This window comes from Sphingomonas sp. DBB INV C78 (assembly GCF_042693015.1).
In the GTDB taxonomy this organism is placed as follows: Bacteria; Pseudomonadota; Alphaproteobacteria; order Sphingomonadales; family Sphingomonadaceae; genus Sphingomonas_E.
In genome coordinates this window covers 4,398,932-4,419,311 of the sequence record NZ_CP170544.1, presented here as the reverse complement: position 1 = coordinate 4,419,311, position 20,380 = coordinate 4,398,932, and the positions used below count along the sequence as shown (strand labels likewise).

Annotated in this window: 11 protein-coding genes; 2 read left to right on the top strand and 9 right to left on the bottom strand. The window is 66.8% G+C overall.

All coding sequences use genetic code 11. The features are described from left to right. Positions 1–29 precede the first annotated feature (29 nt). The 8 genes from ACFB49_RS20975 to ACFB49_RS20940 form a co-directional block, all read right to left on the bottom strand. Positions 30–3,104, bottom strand: a complete 3,075-nt coding sequence (locus ACFB49_RS20975) for a CHAT domain-containing protein (protein ID WP_380873478.1) — start codon at positions 3,102–3,104, stop codon at positions 30–32. Then, positions 3,101–9,052 carry a beta strand repeat-containing protein gene (locus tag ACFB49_RS20970; RefSeq protein WP_380873477.1) on the bottom strand — a complete coding sequence of 1,984 codons (5,952 nt, stop codon included), beginning with the start codon at positions 9,050–9,052 and terminating at the stop codon, positions 3,101–3,103. Before ACFB49_RS20970 ends, ACFB49_RS20975 begins: the two co-directional genes overlap by 4 nt. Beyond that, positions 9,052–10,815, bottom strand: coding sequence for a ShlB/FhaC/HecB family hemolysin secretion/activation protein (locus ACFB49_RS20965; RefSeq protein WP_380873476.1), 1,764 nt, complete (start codon positions 10,813–10,815; stop codon positions 9,052–9,054). The genes ACFB49_RS20970 and ACFB49_RS20965 overlap by 1 nt, the downstream gene beginning before the upstream one ends. A gap of 272 nt (positions 10,816–11,087) precedes the next feature. Then, positions 11,088–11,804 (bottom strand): hypothetical protein, encoded by a 717-nt coding sequence (locus ACFB49_RS20960; RefSeq protein ID WP_380873474.1) that lies wholly within the window; start codon positions 11,802–11,804, stop codon positions 11,088–11,090. 289 nt (positions 11,805–12,093) lie between these two features. After that, positions 12,094–12,849, bottom strand: a complete 756-nt coding sequence (gene rlmB, locus ACFB49_RS20955) for a 23S rRNA (guanosine(2251)-2'-O)-methyltransferase RlmB (protein WP_380873471.1) — start codon at positions 12,847–12,849, stop codon at positions 12,094–12,096. A 62-nt stretch (positions 12,850–12,911) separates the two neighbouring features. Then, positions 12,912–13,451, bottom strand: a complete 540-nt coding sequence (infC, locus tag ACFB49_RS20950; RefSeq protein ID WP_380873469.1) for a translation initiation factor IF-3 — start codon at positions 13,449–13,451, stop codon at positions 12,912–12,914. A 147-nt stretch (positions 13,452–13,598) separates the two neighbouring features. Beyond that, positions 13,599–14,135: a YceD family protein gene (locus ACFB49_RS20945; RefSeq protein WP_380873468.1), complete on the bottom strand. Its 537-nt coding sequence runs from the start codon at positions 14,133–14,135 to the stop codon at positions 13,599–13,601. Beyond that, positions 14,132–14,650 carry a ubiquinol-cytochrome C chaperone family protein gene (locus ACFB49_RS20940; protein WP_380873466.1) on the bottom strand — a complete coding sequence of 173 codons (519 nt, stop codon included), beginning with the start codon at positions 14,648–14,650 and terminating at the stop codon, positions 14,132–14,134. The genes ACFB49_RS20945 and ACFB49_RS20940 overlap by 4 nt, the downstream gene beginning before the upstream one ends. 155 nt (positions 14,651–14,805) lie before the next feature. Here ACFB49_RS20940 and ACFB49_RS20935 point away from each other — a divergent pair, with 155 nt between their 5' ends. Then, entirely contained in the window at positions 14,806–15,297 is a 492-nt protein-coding gene (locus ACFB49_RS20935) for an outer membrane protein assembly factor BamE (RefSeq protein ID WP_380873465.1), read from the top strand. Between the two features lie 98 nt (positions 15,298–15,395). On the opposite strand, the gene ACFB49_RS20930 is transcribed toward ACFB49_RS20935, so the two are convergent. Further along, positions 15,396–17,660: an NADP-dependent malic enzyme gene (locus ACFB49_RS20930; protein WP_380873464.1), complete on the bottom strand. Its 2,265-nt coding sequence runs from the start codon at positions 17,658–17,660 to the stop codon at positions 15,396–15,398. 100 nt (positions 17,661–17,760) lie between these two features. Between ACFB49_RS20930 and mutS the strand changes: the two genes are divergently transcribed. After that, positions 17,761–20,376, top strand: a complete 2,616-nt coding sequence (mutS, locus tag ACFB49_RS20925) for a DNA mismatch repair protein MutS (RefSeq protein ID WP_380873463.1) — start codon at positions 17,761–17,763, stop codon at positions 20,374–20,376. The last annotated feature ends 4 nt before the right edge of the window (positions 20,377–20,380 follow it).

The following is a 20,380-nucleotide window of genomic DNA, read 5'->3' as shown; positions in this document are numbered from 1 at the left end:
CGCCGCGCGCTGCGAGGCCTTATTGCACGTCAGTTCTTCAGCAGCGGCCTCGTCCCGTCGCCGACGATGGTGAAGGCCGACCAATAATAAGGATGCGACGTGTTGACGTCGTCCATCAGCCCCTGTTGCGCATCGCGCAGCGCGGTCGCCATGGATGTGCCCTGCGGCGCCTTGAACATACCGGAAATCAGGCGCTTGGTGGCGTCATAATCGTCCGGCACCGGCCAGTGGCTCGCCACCACCGATCGCGCGCCCGCGCCGACGAAGGCGCGCACCAGACCATCAAGCGCGAAATTGCCGCCGGTGGTGATGCCCGCCTCACGCGTCGCCGCCACTGTCGCCATGCCAGCCGTGTCGCAGGCGGACAGGATCACGACGTCGGCGTCGAGCCGGAGATCATAAATCTCCTTGAAGGTCAGCAGGCCATCCGATGATCCCGTGCCGAATGAGGTGAGCAGCGCCGGACGCGCCGGGCATTCGGGCCGCGGTGCGGTGACGAGGCCGTGGGTGGCGAAGTGGATGATACGATAATCGTTAAGATCCTGACGGCCGATCAGCGACGTGTCCGAGAAGGAACCGCCGGTCAGCACCGTCGACCGCGCTTCGCCGACGATGCCGCGCGCCAGCGCCAGTTCGACCGGGGAGATCGGATTTTCCCAGGTAGCGAGCGGCCAGCCGCATTCGCCGCTTTCGGTCTTCTCCCATTCGGTCATCGCCGCCGGGCTGAGCGACGGCCGGGCATTTTCGCCAAGGCCGAGATAGCCCTTGGTTCCGGCCGATGGCGCGATCGCACGGACATCGGCAAAGGAGCGCGGGGAAACCGCGATCGAAACGTCGCGCCCGCGGCCGAGCCAGGCGATGCCGCGGAAATCGAAGGCATCGGCGCGCGGGTTGGCGATGCGCTTGGTATAGGCATCAACCCCGGCCTGATCGGTGATCAGGAGGTTGGGCGGAAGTTGCAGCATCGGGCCATCGGGCTCGAAGATCAGGTGGCTGGTTGTCGCCAACTCCTTCTCGACATTACCAAATAATGTCACGAACATCTTGCGCGCCAGCACCGCATCGAACGGATAGGTGACGGGCGCGCCATCCTCCAGCCGGACGATGCTGTCGCGCAATTTGGCGACATCGGCCTCAAGCTGCGCCGTCGTGGTGGCAACCCGGAACGCCCGCACCACATCGGCGGCGACATAGATGGCGTAGGCGTCCTGCCCGACCAGGCCGAGCTTGTAATAGGCCTCACCCTTGCGCAGCATCTTCTGGAGATCGGCGAGCGGCAGCGCCTGGGGCGCGAGCACACGATAGCGCGGATATTGGCTGAGCTTCGATTGCAGCGCCGTCTGGTCGCGCTCCAAGGTGACCAGCGCATCGCGGGCATTGGCGAGGTTCTGCTGCTGTTCGGCGGTGAGATCGGTGGCAGCGGCGAGCCGCGCGATTTCCGTCTGGGTGCGTGCGATCTCGCGGGTCCGCGTCACCGACAGGCGGAAAAGCGCGGAGGCTTCGTCATTGCCTTCCGAAAGCTCGCGCGCGAGCACGGCCTGCGTCTGGGCAACGCCCGGCCGCTGCAGGATCTGGCTGGCGGAGAACATCGCCGCGGCCGCCTGCGGATCGCTGTCCGCGCGCTGGACCAGCAAAGCGAAATAAGGCGCCAGCAGATCGCGCATCGCCGTCGCCGATCCGGGCAGCGCCTCGCTCGCGCTGACGACTTCGCCATAAAGTGCCAGCGCCCGATCATTCTGACCGCGCCGGCCGAGGAAAGCGGCAAGCCGCGCCTTGGCGGCAAGCAGGGCCGGCGACTGCGGATGCTCGGCCTCGAAGATGCGCAGCGCCTCGTTGAAGCTGGCCTCCGCGGTGCCGTAATCGCCTTCCGCTTCGGCGATCGCCGCGAGTTCCGACTGGGTTTCCGAACGCAGCCAGGCGGTGGAGGTGACGCGGCCGTTGCGAACCGCGGCGATCGCACGCACCGAATCGTCGAGCTGTTTGCGCGCGCCGGCATTGTCACCCTGCACGCGCAGCGCGACGCCACGCAGCTGCATCGCCTGACCGTCGAGGATCTCGGCGCGCTCGAAGGGGCTCAGGCGGCTGTCGATACCGCCGAGCCGCTCCAGCGCCTCATTCTCGCGGTTGATCTGGTCGGCGAGGTTCGGGCTGATCACGCCCCCGGCAATCGCCGCATCCTCCTTGCCTCGCGCCATCGGCGTGACGGCCTTGTCGAGTTCGGTCAGCGCCGCGCCCGGTTTCTTCTGGTTGAGCAAGTGGATCGCACGGAAATTGCGCAGCATCCGCTGGGTGACGCCATCGCGCGCGCCCGTTGCCGTCGCAGCCTGCGCGAACAAAGCGTCCGCCGCGGCGAAATTGCCGAGGTTGGACTGCTGGAGCGCCTGGTTGACGAGATATTCGCCGCTGCGCGTCGATGCCGATCCCTGACGCTGGGCCAGAGTCTCGAAGAATTCCGACGACTCGGCATAGCTGCCGCTATTGTTGCGGACATAGGCTTCGGCAAGCGCGCGATCGGCATCAAGCGTGCCGGCCTGGACGCGGGCGAAGGCTGCGGGATCGCCGGCCGATGTCGTCGCCACCTGCACCTCGCCCGTCGCCGGCCGGTTGGTGACGATCGAGGTGAGCCCCAGCTTCAGCGCCGAATCATAGCCGCCGAGCCCTTCGGCGACATAGACGGTGTCACGCCTGGCGATGCTGTAGAGGCGGCGGTCCACCCCCGTCGCGCTGTCGCGGCATTCGCTGAGGGAGACGGCGCCGATCCCGTCGATATTCGTGGCCGAGGGCGCGGCACATTGCAGCGTCGCCGGCCGCTTGGCGGCGAGTGCCGCCAGCGGATCGCCGTTTTTGGTGCGCAGTGCATAGAGCGAGCCGACCGCGCTCGCCGCGTCACGGCAGACGATGTTGTAGCCGCGATCGAACATGGTGCGCAGATTGGCATCGGCGGGTGCGCTCTGCGCGGTGCAGAGCACGCCCGAGGTGCCGATGCGGAAACTGTCCTGCACCGACAGCGGGCGCGTCGCCGCCCCGGCTGGGGCCGCCAGCATCGACGCCAGGCCGGCCGCGGCCGCCGTCAGCGCCAGGGACTTCTTCAACGACCGGCTCATTGGCCGCCTCCGCTATTGGTGCTGCTAGGCTCGACATTGCCGATCAGGCTGGGGTTGCCGCCGCTGGTCACCGGTTCCTCCACTGTCGGATCGGCATCCATCGGCCGCGTGTCGATAAGCGCGACGGGTCGCGCGATCGGGCTGCGGCTGGTGGCCTTCTGTGCGGCCTCCTGCTCCTCCTCCTCAAGCAGCGGCTGCGGGTCGGCGGACTGATTTGCGATCGCCTGCACGTCGGTCGCGATGCTGACGACGGTGTCGTCCTGCTCCGGCACCGGCGCCGCAGCGTCGCAGACCGATGCGCTCAACAGACAGCCATTGACGCTCGACGAGGCGGAGAAGCCGCCCTGCGAGGAGGAGGAGATGCTGATCGCATCACGCACATCCTGATGGATGACGAAGCCGCCGCTGCCGTCGGCGAGGCGACCATAGATCACCAGATCCGTAGGCGCAGTCGATGCGGCAAGCGAGATCACCTGCAACCCGCCCTGCCCAGCGGTGAAGCCCCCGAAGGCACCGGTGGAGTTGCTGTTCTGGATCAGGATGGTGTCCCGGCCGGCAAGCTGTATCCGCCCGGCCTGAATGAAGCCTTCCGGTCGCGACTGTCCGCCCGCCCGCGCCAGAGCCTGATCGCGGCCCGAGAAACGCGGATTGCTGGCGAGTTGGCTGAGCAGGCTGGCGCTCGCGACATGGATATTGTCGCCGACAATCTCCAGCCCGCCGCCCAATGTCGTGCCGCTGCCATAGATGCCGATGCTGCCGGTGTCGGTGACGACCTCGACCCGATCGGCCGCCGACAGGCGCAGCGCGTTGGCCGAGCTCATATTGTCGAAGCGGACGGCGCCCGTGACGCGGATCGAACCGCCGGACTGAACAGTGAAGGCGCCGGTCGGATTGGTGATGTTGGCGCCGCTGCCGGCCTGGGCGCCGTTCAACGTCAGTCCGCGCAGCTCGACATTGCCGCTGGAGCCGAACAGAATGTTCGCCGCGCGCACCCTCTGCGCCTCCGCACCATCGAGCATATAGCCCGACACCGTTCCGGTGCCGCCGATGACGGCATTGGCCGCCGTCGTCGACAAGGTGAGGCTGGTCGTGCCCGAACTGCCGAGCCCGCCATTCGCGCTGATCGCGATGTCGCCCGAAGCCACCCGGATCGTCGGGGCCGTGGCGATGCCATTGAAGGTCGCAAGACCCGCCACATCCACGTTGATCGAGGTCTGCGCGGACAGCGCACCCTGCGCCGTGAAGGACTGGCCGGCGGCAGTGAACTGGCCGGTCGACACCGGGCCGCCGATCGTGACCGAGCCGTTGATGCGGACAGGCGCCGACGCGAACAGTGCCGTCGGATCGAAGCCCGGCGGGACCAGCAGGGAGAGCTGGCTGACATCGGCGATGTAGATGGTGCCGGTGGGTGCAGTGGTAATTCCACCGAGCGACGCACCGGTGGCCGCAAGCACGCCGACGTCGCCATTCGCCGCGCTGATCATATTCGTCGAGATGCCGCCGGTGTCGGCGACCAGACCGACCGAATTCTGCGAGGAGATCGCGCCCGTGCTGACCGAGCCGTTTGCGTGAACGGCAACGCCGAAGGGGGTTTCGGGAAGGTCCGCCGCGGTGACGCTGCTTGCCAGATCGCCCAGAGATATGTTGCCGCCGTAGCTCAGGACATCGACCCCGAAGGCGGTTATGTCACCACCCGAAATCAAGCCGGCGGCTTCCAATTGGGCGATGCCGCCGGCCTGGATGTCGACCACGGAGATCGTGCCGTTGACCGTGTATAGGGTTACGTCGCCACCGGCCTGAAGGTCCACGGTGTCAATGCCGCCGTCGCCGGTCAACGTCACGTCACCCGGCACGACAATCGGCGCCGTCAATGTCAGCGTCTGACCGGTATCGGCATAGAGCTGGCCCGTGACGGAGATGCTCTGTGCGCTGAACGCGCCGGTCGAGGCTGCCCCGAAGCTGCCGGTCGTGATCGCGCCGTTGATCGTGATCGGCCCGGCCATGCGGACGGGCAACAATGCGAACAGCGGGGTCGGATCGAAATCCGGCCCCAGCAGCGATTCCATGCTGATATCGGCGATATAGACCGCCTGGTTCGCGCCGGTGCCGGTGGAAGCGCCGGCCAGCGTCACGCCGTTGGAGCCGAGCATGAGCAGGCTGCCGGCCGTCGTCACCGGACCGACCGTCATTGTGCCGGCACGCGCCAGCAGGCCGATGTCGCTCGCCGCATCGATCGTGCCGACGATCATGGTCGTGCCGGCGTCGATGCCGACGCGGTAGCGCGCGAGCGGATCGGTCGACGGGTTGACGATGCCTGCGCTGATGCTGGTGACCGAGACGCTCGTCCCCGAAACCGCCGTCACCGAATCGCCCGAAACGATATTGCCCGCGGTGACCGATCCGGTGGCGGCCGTCAGTTCGACATCGCTGAGCGCGGTGATATCACCCGCGCTGACCGCGCCGGCATCGGACAGCAGTTCGACAACATCGCCGCTGTCGACATTGCCGACGGTGACAGTGCCGGTCGCCGTCACGAAGACGCCATTATCGCTGGCGAGATCGCCAAGACGGACGGCTCCGGTCGAGAAGAAGCTCAGGCTGCCGGTGCTGGCGAAGCCCGCCGCGGTGTCGATGTCGGTGCCCGCCGTCAGCGACAGCAGGTTGGCGCGCACCTGCCCCGGTGCCGCCGGCGCAGGGCCGGTCGCCGTCACCCGGTCGACGATCGCGCCGCCTGCAAATACCGACAAGGTATCCGCCTGAATCACGCCATTGTCGGTGACGATCGCCAGATCGCCCGGCGTGGACAGCGAAAAATCGGTGTTGACCGTCAGCGTGCCGTTTGTTGCGGTGAGGCTGCTGGGAAGCGCGGCCGACGGACCCGCGACATCGCCGATCACGGTCATCGCCAGCGAATCGACGGTGGCGGTGCTCAGGCGGACATCGACGTTGGCGAGGCCGTAACGCGCTTCGCCCGTCGTGCTGCCGGCACCACCGGCGGCAAGGCTGATGCCGGTGATGTTGCCCGCCGTCAGCGTGCCGGGGTCCGTGGTTTGGTTGCGCTCCGTGACGAGGACCACGATGTTGCCGCCTTCGGCATCGCCGCCGGTGCCGATCGTGCTGCCATTGCCGCCATCGCCGCCGACCGCATTGGCCGTCAGCGTTACGTCGGTCGCCGTCACCGGCGAACCGCGCACGAGCAGCACGGCGCCCGTCAGATCGGGATCGACCAGCGCATCGCCGCCGCGACCGCCGGCCCCCGTGGTCAGGCCGTCGCCACCGGCGCCGCCCCTGCCGCCCTGGCTGTCGGCCGAGGCGATGACCGAGCCGAGATTGGCCGATCCGGTGGAGGCCGGCGTGGCTGTGCCGCTTGCCGTGCCGACCGTGACATTGCCGCCGGTGCCGACGCCGCCAGCGCCGCCCGTGCCGCCTGCCGATGCGGAATCGCTGCCGCCGGTGCCGCCGTCGCCGCCGAGACCGGTCGCCACCGCAAGCACTTGCGTCACGGTCACGCTGCCATTGCCGGCGCTGCCGAACACCCGCGCGTTACCGCCGATGCCTGCCCCGCCGGCGCCACCGGTGCTGCCGGGCAACTGGCCCATTCCGCCATTGCCGCCGGTGCCGCTGGCTTCAAGGTCGACGATGTTGAGGCTGATTGAGCTGGCCGACGTGCCGTTGGCCGCGACGATCTCGGCATCGCCGCCGGTGCCGATGCCGCCCGCACCACCGCCAAAAGCATCGCCGCCAAAACCTTCGGCCTCGACACTGATAATTTCGGTGCCGGTGGTGCCGCCGATGATCGCGCCTTCGCGCGCCAGGATCGTGCTCCGGCCGCCTGTGCCATTGCCCGCCGTGATTCCGTTGTCGCCGGCGCCGGTGGCGCTGACGAAGATGTTGCTCGACAGCGTCATCGTCCCGCCGATTGCGACGATTTCCGCAATACCACCCACACCCGATCCACCGCTTCCGGAGAAGCTGGCGGCACCGAGGCCGCTGGCAATCACGTCGACGATGCCATTGATCGAAACCGAGCCGCCCGGCTGGTAGATGTTGATCCGCGCGGTGCCACCGGTGCCGGAGCCGCCATTACCGAAGCTGCTGGCGGACCCACCCGAACCACCGGCCGCAACCGAGACATCGCCGCCGATCGTCAGCGCACCCGCGCCTGCGCCGACATTGGTTTCACCGCCCTGACCGAAGCCGCCGGTCGTCCCTTCGAGGACGAAACCACCGCTGCCGAGCACCGACGAGGTGGCATCACCCTGGATGTCGATCGTGCCGGTGACGGCCGTGATGTTGGCAAGGCCACCCGTGCCGGTGCCCGAAATACCGTCGCCGCCGCCCCGATTGGCACCGCCAAAGCCCACGGCCGACATCGACACCGAACCGGCGATGTCGACCGATCCATTCTGGTCGGAGGTGACGAATATCCGTCCGCCGGTGCCGTTACCGCCATCCACCCCAACGGAATCGAGGCTTCCCGCACTGCCGTCGGCGGACAGCACCAGATCCCCGCCGACGCTGATCGCGCCACCGTTGGAGCTCAGTTGCGCGGTGCCACCCGTGCCGCTGCCGGTCGACCCCGTGCCGGTCGGGTTGCCGCCGCCGGCCGCGTTGGAGGTGATGGTAGCGCCGCCCAGGATGTTCAGCGTCGCCCCGGTCTCGGTATAGATCAGCGCTTCACCGCCCGACACGTCGACGGGCGTGGAGATGTCGCCGAAATTATCGGCGATGACGGTGGCGTTGCCGCCGATCGTCATCGTGTCGCCACTGATGCGCGAACCGATATGCGCGCGCGCGCCGCCCTGGATGCGGACGTCGGAAGCGAACTGGCTGGTGGCGGTCGTCGACGCGACGAACAGGTCGGTCGTCGCCCGCCCCGTCACTGCGGAGGTGAAATTGGTGCCATGGACGTGGATGCTGGCATCGAACGGCGCCGCGGTGCCGACGAAGCTAGTGTCGGAGACGTTCCGCCCTGCCGAAAGCACGACGACATTGTTGACCACATCGGCCGCGCCGGCGACGTCGAAGCCGAGCTGGCTGCCGCTGTTGATCATCATCGTGATGGCGTCGTTCTTGGGGATCGCCACCATGTAGATGCGGTGATTGTCACCCGAACCCGTGCTCGCCGGGCCTGTCGTCGTGCCATTATGTTCAAGCGGGGTGCCGTCACCGGTCGAACCGACAGTGACATTGATGTCGAACAGCCCGTTGAGGATGGTGATCTGCGCCGCCTCGGCCGCGACATAGGCCGCCGAGCCGTTGACCGTCACCGTGCCCGACTGGGTGACGGTGGGTGCTACGATCGCGACATAGCTGCCTTCGGGCGCCGCGTTGATCGCGGCACCCGCCTGAATGTCGACATAGCTGCCGGCCGCCGCCTGCTGGAGCGTGAAGTTGCCGCCGGTGATGAAGTTGCCGCTGGCATCCACCACCGGATCGCTGGCGGTGAGGACGAGGCTGCCGACGTCGAACACCGCGCCCGCGCCGGCGATGATGCCGCCGGGGCTGTAGAACCACACCGCGCCGCCCTGCGCGGTCGTGCCCAGTCCGTCGGTCAACTGGCTGTAGACACGCCCGTTGAACTGCACCGGCCGCGCCGGATCGACCGGTATGATGCGGTTGAGCACCACATAATCGGTGACCGCGGAATTGTTCTGGTAGGTGACCTGCGTGCCGCCGGGCAGGAAGTTGATCGATCCGCCGCCGGTCGCGGTATCGCTCGGCGTCCAGTTGATCACCGACTGCTGCGAACCAACCGTGATCGTGTCCTGACCTGCCACTGATCGGTCGATATTGACGTTGCCCGACTGGACGGTGAAGCCGCCCTGGAACGCCTGGCCGAAAGCGGGCGTAGCGCCCAGCGCCAGCCCCGCGGCAAGCGCCGCCGCCGACGTCAGCATCGCCTGTGCGGACGGAACCCGCGCGATCGAGTTGCGGTTCGCGAACATCAGCGGTCTCCCCACGGGAACAGTCGGGTCGTCAGCGAGATCAGCAGGCGGGCGTCGCCCTTCTCGGTCTGGAAGCCGGCCTTGCGGGTCGGCACGGCGAGCGCCATGTCGAGCCGCAGACGGTTGGAGAGGCTGGCGCGCACGCCGCCGCCGACCGAGGTCAGCTTCTGTGGATCGCCGGCCACATTCTTGTTCCACACCCAGGCGGCATCGACGAACAGAAAGGGCTGGAGCGCGATATTGCCCTTCGCGAAGGGCGAAAGCCGGCCGGTGCGCGCTTCCACCTGGAAGCCGGCGCCGCTGTCGCCGATGATCGTGCCCGGATCATAACCGCGGCCGATCGTGTAATTGCCGCCCGAATATTCCTCGTAGCTGAACAGCGGATCGAAGGCATATTGCAGCCGCGGCATCACCGCGACCGAGAACATCGGCGAATAGGCATATTCGAGCAGGCCGTTGAAACGGACGAGTGTCGACGTCGGATCACCGTCCAGCCGGCTCGGCGGCGTCCGCCCGCCCAGGCAGGCGCCGCCGCCACAGCCATCGCTGGCGCCGAAGATGTCGAGGCCCTTGCGGAGTTCGAACGACCCCGCCATCCGCCATTGCGGCGCGCGCTGATCGGCCATGTCGGTGGCGTCGGCGTCAAGGCGCAGATAGGCGACGCGCAGCTTGTCGCTGGTCAGCGGCCCGATGAAATCCACCTTCTGATCGACATAGTCGAAGCCCGCCGAGCCACGCAGGTTGAGCGCCTGCGTCCGCACGAAGGGATAGGCTACCTCGGCCCCGGCAAACAAAGTCCGCGCCTCGAGATCGGCGCCGCCGGGGATCGGGCCGATATCCGGGTTGGTCCAGGCGTAAGTGAAGCGGCCGCTGATCGTCAGCCCTTCGGGGCCGACGCGGAAATCATGGCCAAACTGGAAGACCTGCTGCTCGTCAAACTCGGCCGTGCTGTAGAGCGCGATCGTCGTGCGATCGCCCATGCCGGTCAGGCCATAGAATTGGGCGCGCAACTGGCCGCCCCAGCGCCCGGTATCGTGCGCGGCATAATTCTGGGCGTTGAAATCCACCTCGAACGGGGTGGTGAGCACCGTCACCTCGCCGATCAGGTCGCCCGGCGCCGTGCCCGCGGGGCGGAGCGAGAGACGCACGTCATGGCCGGGCAGATCGCGGGCGAGCAGCAGATAGCGTTCGGCATTGTTGCGGTTGAAGATCTCGTCCTGGGTCAGCCGGTCGAGATAGCGAGCGATCAGATTTTCGGTGCGGCCGGCATCGCCGCGCACGCGGATCGCGGTGACGCGGGCATAGAGCACCTCGAAGCGGACCACGCCATTCTCGATGCGCTGGGTGGGCACCTGGACGGCGGCAAGATAGCCTTTGCGGCGCAACAAAGTGGCGGCGGCGTCGCGGATCTCGCAGATGGCGGCGACGGGCTGCTCGCTGCCAAGATAGGGGGCAAAGGTCGGCCGCAATTCCTCGGCCGTGGCACCCTTCAGATTGTTGAACACCGCATCGGTGATCGTCACCTTGACCTTGGCATAAGCAGGGTCGGCGAGCGGACAGGCCGACCGTTCGATATCGCCTTCCACCTTCAGGCGCGGGCCGGGCGCCGGGGGCGGCGCCACCGGCCGTTCGATCTCCTCACGGGTCGGCGGCCGGATCTGGGGCGGAACGGGAAGAATTTGGGCAAATAGCGGAAAAGAATAGACGATCGACGCAAGCCCGAGCGCGCCCGTAAGCGCGCGGACACCAATTCCTAATTTCACACCAGCCCCCTGGTTACGTGCCTTTACCAGCACGATGATGACGGCATCTAGGTCATTATCGTTACGCCTGTCATTACCCGATTGCGGTAAAATTTCGTGAACAGAGCCGCCGCTGCAACATCGCAAGCTTCTGTCGCCCAACCCGAATCAGACTTTCATCTGGGCGGGCGATAGTCGTGGGCTGTCGCACACGCGGAAACGGGAGCGCACGATCGCAACATGCACTCCCGTTTCTAAGCTGATCACCGCGCCTTGCCGGCGTGGCGGCAATCCTATTGCGCCAGCCGCAGCGACGCCGTCGGCGCGTCCTTGGTCAGCGGCGTCGCCCGCCAGGTCAGCGTCTTCATGCCGCCCGCGCCGGTTTGCGCGCCGGCTTCGTTATTGTGGATGACGATTTCCGCATCCGTGGTCAGCGTGAAGGTGCCGTCGAGCGCCTGGTTGCTGCTCGGCATCCCCGGCGCGGAGCCGGCCTTGCTGCTCGACCCGCTATAGCCCGGCGCCACCATCCGCACCGTTCCGCCCTTGCGCAGCTCGACGACAATGAACGGGAAGACGATCTCCGCGTCCGAATTGAACGGATAGATGAAATTATGGTCGAGTTTTCCTGAGATCTCATAGTCGATCAGGAACTTGCCATTGCCGAGATAGGTGGCGGACTTGTAGCCGGCCTCCTTGGTCAGCGCCTCGGCGATCGCCTTGCGCTTCACCTCATTCTCGGCGGCTTCCTTGGCCTTCTGCGCCTTTTCCTTCGCCTTCTCGGCCTTCTGCTCGGGCGTCTGTTCGCTTTCATCCTCGCCGGAGGACGAACCGCCGAAGCCCGCCGCCATGGCTTCCGAAGGATCGAGCGCGATCACCTCGCCCTTATAGGCGAAGGTGAAGCTGCGATCGGCCTTCACCGTCAGTGCGGAGGTGAACTTGCCCGGCTGCAGCAAGCATCCGGCCAGCAGCATCGGCGCCGCCAGTGCAGCGATGATTCGCATCCATTGCATTCCCGCTCTCCCCCAAGGCTGTGATGGTTTCAGGCTCTCCCAGCCGGGAACGCGAATCAAGGCCCTCAATGGGCGAAGCCTGAGGGAAGGCCATGTTGGAGCGGCGTTAACCCCTCTCGTCACCCCGGGCTTGACCCGGGGTCCCGCTTTGACGGGTGCGTCAGGCAAGTTGGCCGTGGAAATCTTGCTATTCGCATCCAGCACAAGTTTGGATTTTCCGCGACAGAAACGGAAGGAGCGAGACCCCGGGTCAAGCCCGGGGTGACGAAAAGGTGGGGCCGCTTCGACTTCAGCCCGCGCCCTGATCGCGCGTCGCCACCGCATAAAGCGCGATCGCGGCGGCATTCGAGATGTTCAGGCTTTCCACCCGCGGGCTGATCGGCAGCTTGGCGAGTTCGTCGCAATGCGCCTCGGTATTGGCGCGCATACCCTCCCCTTCGGCGCCCAGCACCAGCGCAATCCGGTTGGTGCCGATCGTTTCGCCCAAGGTCTGCTTGGCATGGCCGGTCAGTCCCACCCGCCAGAAGCCCGCTTCGGCAATCTCGTCGAGCGCGCGGGCGAGGTTCACCACGCGTACCCACGGCACCTGTTCCAGCGCACCGGAAGCCGATCGCGCCAACGCCCCGGATTCGGGCGGCGCATGGCGATCCTGCGTGACGATGCCGAGTGCATCGAACGCCGCCGCCGAGCGCAGCACCGCGCCGACATTATGCGGGTCGGTCACCTGATCGAGGACGATCAAAGGGCGGCGATCGTCGCGGCCCTGTTCCAGCAGATCGCCCAGCCAGATATCGGGCAGCGGATCGACCTCGATCACCAACCCCTGATGCGGCGCATCGGACGGCACGAGCCGACCGAGGTCTGCCACGTCGGCAAAGGTGACGGGGATGACCGGCGGCACGTTCAGCGCGGACAGCGCTTCGCGCGTGCCCCACATCTTGCGGACAGTGCGGTCGGGATTGGCGAGCGCTGCGGTAACCGCATGGCGCCCCCAGAAGCGGGGCCGGCCCGAAGCCGGCGCGGATGGACGATGGCCTCTACGCATAAGCGCGTCTTGGCCGGATGGCGGGCGCGGCGCAAGCATTTCGCTCGGCCGCGCCGCGACACTTATTTCGGAGCGAGCACCATCAGCATCTGACGGCCTTCCATGCGCGGGAACTGCTCGACCTTCGCGACTTCGGCGACATCGGCCTGGACGCGCTGCAGCACCTGCATGCCGAGCTGGCCGTGGGCGAGTTCGCGACCACGGAAGCGCAGCGTCACCTTCACCTTGTCGCCTTCCTCGATGAACTCGAACACCTTCTTCATCTTGGTGTCATAGTCATGGTCATCGATGTTCGGACGCATCTTGATCTCTTTGATCTCCTGCGTCTTCTGCGATTTGCGGGCGAGGTTCGCCTTCTTCTGCGTCTCGTACTTGAACTTGCCGATATCCAGGAACTTGGCGACGGGCGGATCGGCGTTCGGAGAAACCTCGACCAGGTCAAGACCGACCTCCGCCGCCTGCTCGATCGCTTCGCGCGTATACATTACGCCCAGATTCTCGCCGTCTCCATCAATCACCCGCACCTTGGGCGACTGGATGAACTCATTATATCGCGGGCCATTGAGCGGCATCGGCGGCTGCCCCAACGGGCGGCGCATCATGGGCGGACGTATAGCAGTTTCTCCTATCGAGGCTTCCAGCAAGGGCGCGATGTAATGCGCGCGACCGCATTTTGGAAGATGCAGCGGTCGCCGCAATCAAGAATCCTGTCGATCTGTTGCAGCCCGGACGCGTTTGCCCGGCCGATATCAGCCGCCAAGCTTGTCCTTCAGTGCCTTCAATGCGGCAAAGGGGCCAGTTTCGACCTCATCTTCCTTCAGCACGCCCGCCGCCTTCAACACCGCATCGGCGTTCGGGCTGCGGGGGAAGGGATCGAGCGCCAGCGCCATCGTCTCCGCCACCGCCTCGCCAATGTCGATCTGGCCACCGGCGAAGGGAATGGTGTCGCAATCGCTTTCGGACAGCTCGATCTCGTCCGCATCGCCGATCTGGTCTTCGGGGATGAAGCGCAGGCGGAAGGATTCGTCGATCGCGGCCGGCACAGGCTCGCCCGTCGCGGTGCAGGGCTGGGCGACATCTGCTTCGATTCGCCCCGTCGCCAGCACCGCCTGCCCCTCGCGGTGGAGGCTGGCAGTCGCCACCAGCCGATCGAGCGACAGCAGACCAAAGCGCTTCGCCAGCGCGGCGCGTTCCTCGGCCGAAGCCTCGATTTCGATCGTCCGATCCGCCTCGCCCAACGTGTCGAGCCGGACGGGCCGCGAAAATTCCGGTGCGGGCGTGGTCATGGCCGGGGCAGCCGCCCGGCATAAAGATCAGCAGCGGAAGCCGTCGCCAGCGCAGCATGCAGCGCACGCACGCGGGCCTGGACGGGGCCCGTGTCGGCAGGGGCCTCGCCACGCCACAGGTTGCGGGCGAGCGCGTCGTGCAGCGGCTCCTGGCCCTCCAGCGCGGTGCGATACGCACCGATCCGGCCGCCAAGCGCGCTCATCATCCGGCCGACATGCTTGCCGACGACGACATCGCCGATGCCGATCTGGCGGAGCTGGCCGTCCATATCGTCGACGAACAATTCGGTGAGCAGGGTCGACGGCAGCCGCCCGCTGTCTCCTTCCGCCTCCAGCCGGATCAGCACCAGCGCCATCACCAGCGCCACCATGTCGAACCGGCCGTCGACCGTATCGGGCACCTGGCCGTCGAGATACCAGAAGGGCGTCCGCGCTTCGGCGACGATTGCGTCATAGAGAGGCCGATAGGGAGCACGCTGATCGCGTTCGGGAAAGAGACGGCGGAGAATGGACACGGGAGTTCGGACTTTCCAGCTTCTGTTCGGCCCACGCTTGCGTCGGCATGGCCTCCGCGCATATTGAGGCGGACGGCCTTCGATGCAATCCTTATCGGCGGCAGCCCCGACGCAGGGCTAATCGGCAATTTTGCGTCAATCAGGAGAAGTCCAGGATGCCCTCCATGTTCACGCGCCTCGGAACGGCGACGATCGCTCTGACGGTGCTGGTGACGGCGGGCGGCTGCACCCGCATCCGCGACCATAAGGGCTATGTCGTGGATTCGACCCTGGTCGACACGGTGCAGCCGGGCATCGACAACAAGGATTCGGTCGCCAAGACGCTCGGCCGGCCGAGCTTCACCGGCCAGTTCGATCGCGGCGCACAGAGTTGGTATTATGTCAGCCGCGATACCCGCCAACTCGCTTTCGCCAACCCGCGCGCCGTGGGGCAGACGACATTGGCGGTCCGCTTCGACGCGAGCGGCAATGTCGTCGCGGTCGACAAGAGCGGCCTGGAGCGCGTCGTCAACATCAGCCCCAATGGCGACAAGACGCCGACGCTGGGCCGCGACCGCGGCTTCTTCAGCGAATTGTTCGGCAATATCGGCCGGGTCGGCGGCGTCGGCGGCATGGGCTCGGGCGGCACCACCGACAACCCGCAGTAACAACAGCCGTCATGCCAGCGAAGGCTGGCATCTCCTTGTTCTGGTCACCCAAAAGCGGAAGATCCCAGCTTTCGCTGGGATCACGGTATTGGGCAGGATCAGCGGGCGATGCCGCCCGCTGCCAGCACGGCCAGCGTTACCAGTTCGGATGCGGTCGATCCCATCGTGGCGATCTGCACCGGCTTTTCCATGCCGACCAGCATCGGCCCGATCACCGAGTCGCCGCCCAGTTCGCGCAGCAGCTTGGCCGAGAGATTGGCCGACTGCAGGCCCGGCATCACCAGCACATTGGCTGGGCCCGAAATGCGCATGAACGGATAATTCTTCTGCAGCTTCGGGTTGAGCGCCACGTCCGGCGCCATCTCGCCTTCATATTCGAAGCTGACGCCCCGTTCGTCCAGCAGCGCCACGGCGCCGCGGATCGGCTCCAGCCAATTGCCCGAGGGATTGCCGAAGGTCGAGTAAGACAGGAAGGCGACACGGGGCTCATGCCCCATGCTGCGGGCCACCGCCGCCGTCTGCTCGGCGATGTCCGCCAGCTCTTCGGCGGTGGGACGTTCGGTGATCGTCGTATCGGCCATGAACACGGTGTGGCTCTGGCCGACCAGGATGTGGATGCCGAACGGCTTACGCCCCGTTGCCGGATCGAGCACGCGGCGCACCTGGCGCATAGTCTGCGAATAGGTGCGGGTGACGCCGGTGATCATCGCATCGGCCTCGCCCAGTGCGAGCAGCAGCGAACCGAAGATGTTGCGATCCTGATTGACCATCAGCTCGACATCGCGGCGCAGATAGCCGCGGCGGTGCAGCCGCTCGTAAAGATAGTCGACCATCTTCGGCACCAGCGGGGAGATGCGGCTGTTGTGCAGCTCGAACTCTTCCGGCTTGTCGACGCCCAGCGCGCGCAGGCGATCAGGCACATCGTCACGTCCGACGAGCACGGGGATGCCGTAGCCGCCGTCGCGGAACTGGATGGCGGCGCGCAGCACCACTTCCTCTTCCGCCTCGGCGAAGACGACGCGCTTGGGATGAGCCTTGGCGCCTTCATAAGCGAGCGTCAGCACCGACGTCGTCGGGTTGAGGCGTCCCTTCAGTTCGTCGCGATAGGCGGCGAGGTCGAGGATCGGTTTGCGCGCCACGCCCGAATCCATCGCGGCCTTGGCAACCGCAACCGGCACGATCTCCATCAGCCGCGGATCGAACGGCGCGGGAATGATATAATCGTTGCCGAAACGCGGCGCCGCGCCGCCATAAGCGATAGCGACCTCTTCCGGCACCTGCTCGCGCGCAAGCTCGGCCAGCGCCTGCGCAGCGGCAATCTTCATCTCCTCGTTGATCGTCGTCGCCCGCACATCGAGCGCGCCGCGGAAGATGAAGGGGAAGCCGAGCACGTTATTCACCTGGTTCGGATAATCCGAACGGCCGGTGGCTATGATCGCATCGGGCCGCGCCGCGCGTGCTTCCGGCGGGGTGATCTCCGGGTCCGGATTGGCCATGGCGAAGATGATCGGCTTGTCGGCCATCGTCTTGACCATTTCGGGCTTCAGCGCGCCGGCAGCCGACAGGCCGAGGAACACGTCGGCCCCCACCATCGCCTCTGCCAAGGTGCGCCGGTCGGTCTTCACCGCATGGGCGGACTTCCACTGATCCATGCCGTCTTCGCGGCCCTGATAGATCACGCCCTTGCGATCGCACATCAGCACGCGATCGGACGGCACACCCATCGACTTGATCAAGGCCGCGCAGGCAATCGCCGCGGCCCCCGCGCCATTCACCACCACATCGATGTCGCGGATATCGCGGCCGGTAAGGTGGCAGGCGTTGATCAGGCCCGCCGCCGCGATGATCGCGGTGCCGTGCTGGTCGTCATGCATGACGGGGATGTTCATGCGCTCGCGCAGGGTCTGCTCGATGATGAAGCAGGCCGGCGCAGCGATATCTTCCAGGTTGATGCCGCCGAATGTCGGCTCCATCAGTTCGACGGCGGAGATGAACTTGTCGACATCCTCCGTGTTCAATTCGATGTCGATCGAATCCACGTCGGCGAAGCGCTTGAACAGCACCGCCTTGCCTTCCATCACCGGCTTGGACGCGAGCGCGCCGAGATTGCCCAGGCCGAGGATCGCGGTGCCATTGGAGATGACGGCGACCAGATTGCCCTTGGCGGTATAGTCATAAGCGGTTGCCGGATCGGCGGCGATCGCGCGCACCGGCACGGCCACGCCCGGCGAATAAGCAAGGCTAAGATCGCGCTGCGTCGCCATCGGCTTGGACGCGATGATCTCGATCTTGCCCGGCCGTCCATGCGAGTGGAAAAGCAAGGCCTCCCGCTCCGAAAACTGGACGTTGCTGCCTTCGCTCATCGCTGTCCCCCTGGGAAATAACTGAAACGCACATGCCGTGTCGCGGATGGGGCCTTTTGGGGCATGGCTGGACGGCGGACAAGCCGCTATCAGCGCTGACATGGCTCGTGGAACGAATGAAAATGGCGATAACGGCGCGACGATGACGCCGATGATGACGCAATATCATGCGCTGAAGGCGGATGCGCAGGATTGCCTGCTCTTCTACCGGATGGGCGACTTTTTCGAGCTGTTCTTCGACGACGCCAAGATTGCGTCCGCCTGCCTGGATATCGCGCTCACCTCGCGCGGAGACGGCGTGCCGATGTGCGGCGTGCCCGCCCATTCGGCAGAAGGCTATCTCGCCCGGCTGATCAAGGCCGGCCATCGCGTCGCGCTTGCCGATCAGACCGAGACGCCCGCCGAAGCCAAGAAGCGCGGCGGATCGAAGGCGCTGGTCGGCCGCGCGATCATCCGCGTCGTCACCGCCGGCACGCTGACCGAAGAGGCGCTGCTCGATTCCCGCACCGCCAACTGGCTGGTTGCGCTGGCCGAGGCGGGCGGGCGGATCGGCCTTGCCGCCGCCGATATTTCGACCGGCCGGTTCGAGCTGGCGCAGGTGCCCGCCGGCAGCCTCGATGCCGAACTCGCCCGGCTGGGTGCGGCCGAGACGATCGCGCCCGATAATTTGGCCGATGCTCCCGCCGATACCATTCCCCAGGACCCACGCCATTTCGACAGTGCGGCCGGGGAAGCGAAGCTGAAGGGGCTGTTCGGGGTCGCGACGCTCGACGGTTTCGGCGGTTTCGGCCGGCCGGAGCTGGCCGCCGCGGCCGGGCTGATCGCATATCTCGATCGCGCCGGGCAAGGGAAGCTCCCCTTCCTCCAGCCGCCGGTGCGCCGTCAGCCCGCCGATCATATGCTGATCGACGCCGCCACCCGCGACAGCCTGGAACTGACCCAGGCGCAGGGCGGTGGCCGCAAGGGCAGCCTGCTCGATACCGTCGACCGCACCGTCACCGGCGCAGGCGCACGGATGCTCGCCGCCGATATCGGCGCGCCGCTGGCCGATCGGCTGGAGATCGAAGCACGGCTCGATCTGGTTACCCGCTTCGTCGACGACGGCGGCTTGCGCGATCTCGTCCGCACGAAGCTCAAGGCCGCGCCCGATATCGGCCGCGCGCTCGGCCGCATCGTCGCTGGGCGCGGCAGCCCGCGCGATCTCGGCCTGCTCCGCGACGGCCTCGACGAAGCCCATGCGCTGCACGAGCGGCTGCTGGTGATCGCCGACCGGCCGGCGCTGCTCGATCGCCTTCTGCCCGACCTGCGCGGCCATGGTGCGCTGATCGACCTGCTCGCCCGCGCGCTCGTCCCCCAGCCGCCGATCGACGCGGCGCAGGGCGGCTATATCGCCGAGGGCTATGATCCCGCGCTCGATGAGCTGCGTGGGCAGGGTGGCGAGGGCCGTCGCGCCATCGCCGCGCTGGAGGCGCGCTATCGCGAGGCGACCGGCATCGCCAGCCTTAAGATCCGCCACAATGGCGTGCTCGGCTATCATGTCGAGGTGCAGGCGAAGCATGCCGATCCGCTGATGCGGCCGGATTCCGGCTTCACCCACCGCCAGACGCTCGCGGGCGTCGTCCGCTTCAACGCGCCCGACCTGCATGAGCAGGCGATGCGTGTCGGCCAGGCGGGGGCGCATGCGCTGGCGGCCGAAGCCGCGCATCTCGAGGAGCTGATCGCCACCGCGCTTTCCGCCAAGACGGCGATCGCCGCCACCGCCGATGCTCTGGCCCGGCTCGATGTCGCGGCAGCCCTCGCCGAGCGCGGCATCGAAGGCGGCTGGTGCCGCCCCACCTTCGCCGAAGAACCCTGTTTTGCCGTGCAGTCAGGTCGCCACCCGGTCGTCGAGGCCGCTGTGGCGGGCACCGGCGAGCGTTTTGTCGCCAATGATTGCCAACTCTCGCCCGATCGCCGCCTGTGGCTCGTCACCGGCCCCAATATGGGCGGTAAATCGACCTTCCTGCGCCAGAACGCATTGATCGCGGTGCTGGCGCAGGCCGGCAGTTACGTGCCCGCCACCTCCGCCCGGCTCGGCCTGGTCGACCGGCTGTTCAGCCGCGTCGGCGCGTCGGACAATCTCGCGCGTGGGCGATCGACCTTCATGGTCGAGATGGTCGAAACCGCGGCGATCCTCGCGCAGGCGACCGAACGCTCGCTCGTCATCCTCGACGAGGTCGGCCGCGGCACCTCCACCTATGACGGTCTCGCCATCGCCTGGGCCGTGGTCGAGGCGGTCCATGACATGAACCGCTGCCGCTGCTTGTTCGCGACACACTATCACGAACTGACGCGGCTGGCCGAACGGCTCGATGCGCTCTCGCTCCACAATGTTCGCGCGCGCGAATGGAAGGGTGATCTCGTCCTGCTCCACGAAGTCGCCGATGGCCCGGCCGATCGCAGCTATGGCATCGCCGTCGCCAAGCTCGCGGGGCTGCCGCCCGCCGTGCTGGCGCGCGCTAAATCGGTGCTCGCCAAGCTCGAAAGCGGCCGCGCCGCGACGGGCGGGATCGCCGCGGGGCTCGACGATCTGCCGCTGTTCGCGGCCGCGGTCGCCGCGCCCGAGCCTGCCGCCGATCCGCTGCGCGAGGCGCTGGACGGGGTCAGCCCCGACACGCTTTCGCCACGCGACGCGCTCGACCTGCTCTACCGGCTGAAGGCGCTCGCCGCCTCCTGACGCC

Bases quoted from the DNA above. Each gene is read 5' to 3' on its own strand.
- ACFB49_RS20975 (WP_380873478.1), bottom strand. From the start codon at position 3,104: ATGAGCCGGTCGTTGAAGAAGTCCCTGGCGCTGACGGCGGCCGCGGCC.
- ACFB49_RS20970 (WP_380873477.1), bottom strand. From the start codon at position 9,052: ATGTTCGCGAACCGCAACTCGATCGCGCGGGTTCCGTCCGCACAGGCG.
- ACFB49_RS20960 (WP_380873474.1), bottom strand. From the start codon at position 11,804: ATGCAATGGATGCGAATCATCGCTGCACTGGCGGCGCCGATGCTGCTG.
- rlmB (WP_380873471.1), bottom strand. From the start codon at position 12,849: ATGCGTAGAGGCCATCGTCCATCCGCGCCGGCTTCGGGCCGGCCCCGC.
- infC (WP_380873469.1), bottom strand. From the start codon at position 13,451: ATGATGCGCCGCCCGTTGGGGCAGCCGCCGATGCCGCTCAATGGCCCG.
- ACFB49_RS20945 (WP_380873468.1), bottom strand. From the start codon at position 14,135: ATGACCACGCCCGCACCGGAATTTTCGCGGCCCGTCCGGCTCGACACG.
- ACFB49_RS20935 (WP_380873465.1), top strand. From the start codon at position 14,806: ATGCCCTCCATGTTCACGCGCCTCGGAACGGCGACGATCGCTCTGACG.
- ACFB49_RS20930 (WP_380873464.1), bottom strand. From the start codon at position 17,660: ATGAGCGAAGGCAGCAACGTCCAGTTTTCGGAGCGGGAGGCCTTGCTT.
- mutS (WP_380873463.1), top strand. From the start codon at position 17,761: ATGGCTCGTGGAACGAATGAAAATGGCGATAACGGCGCGACGATGACG.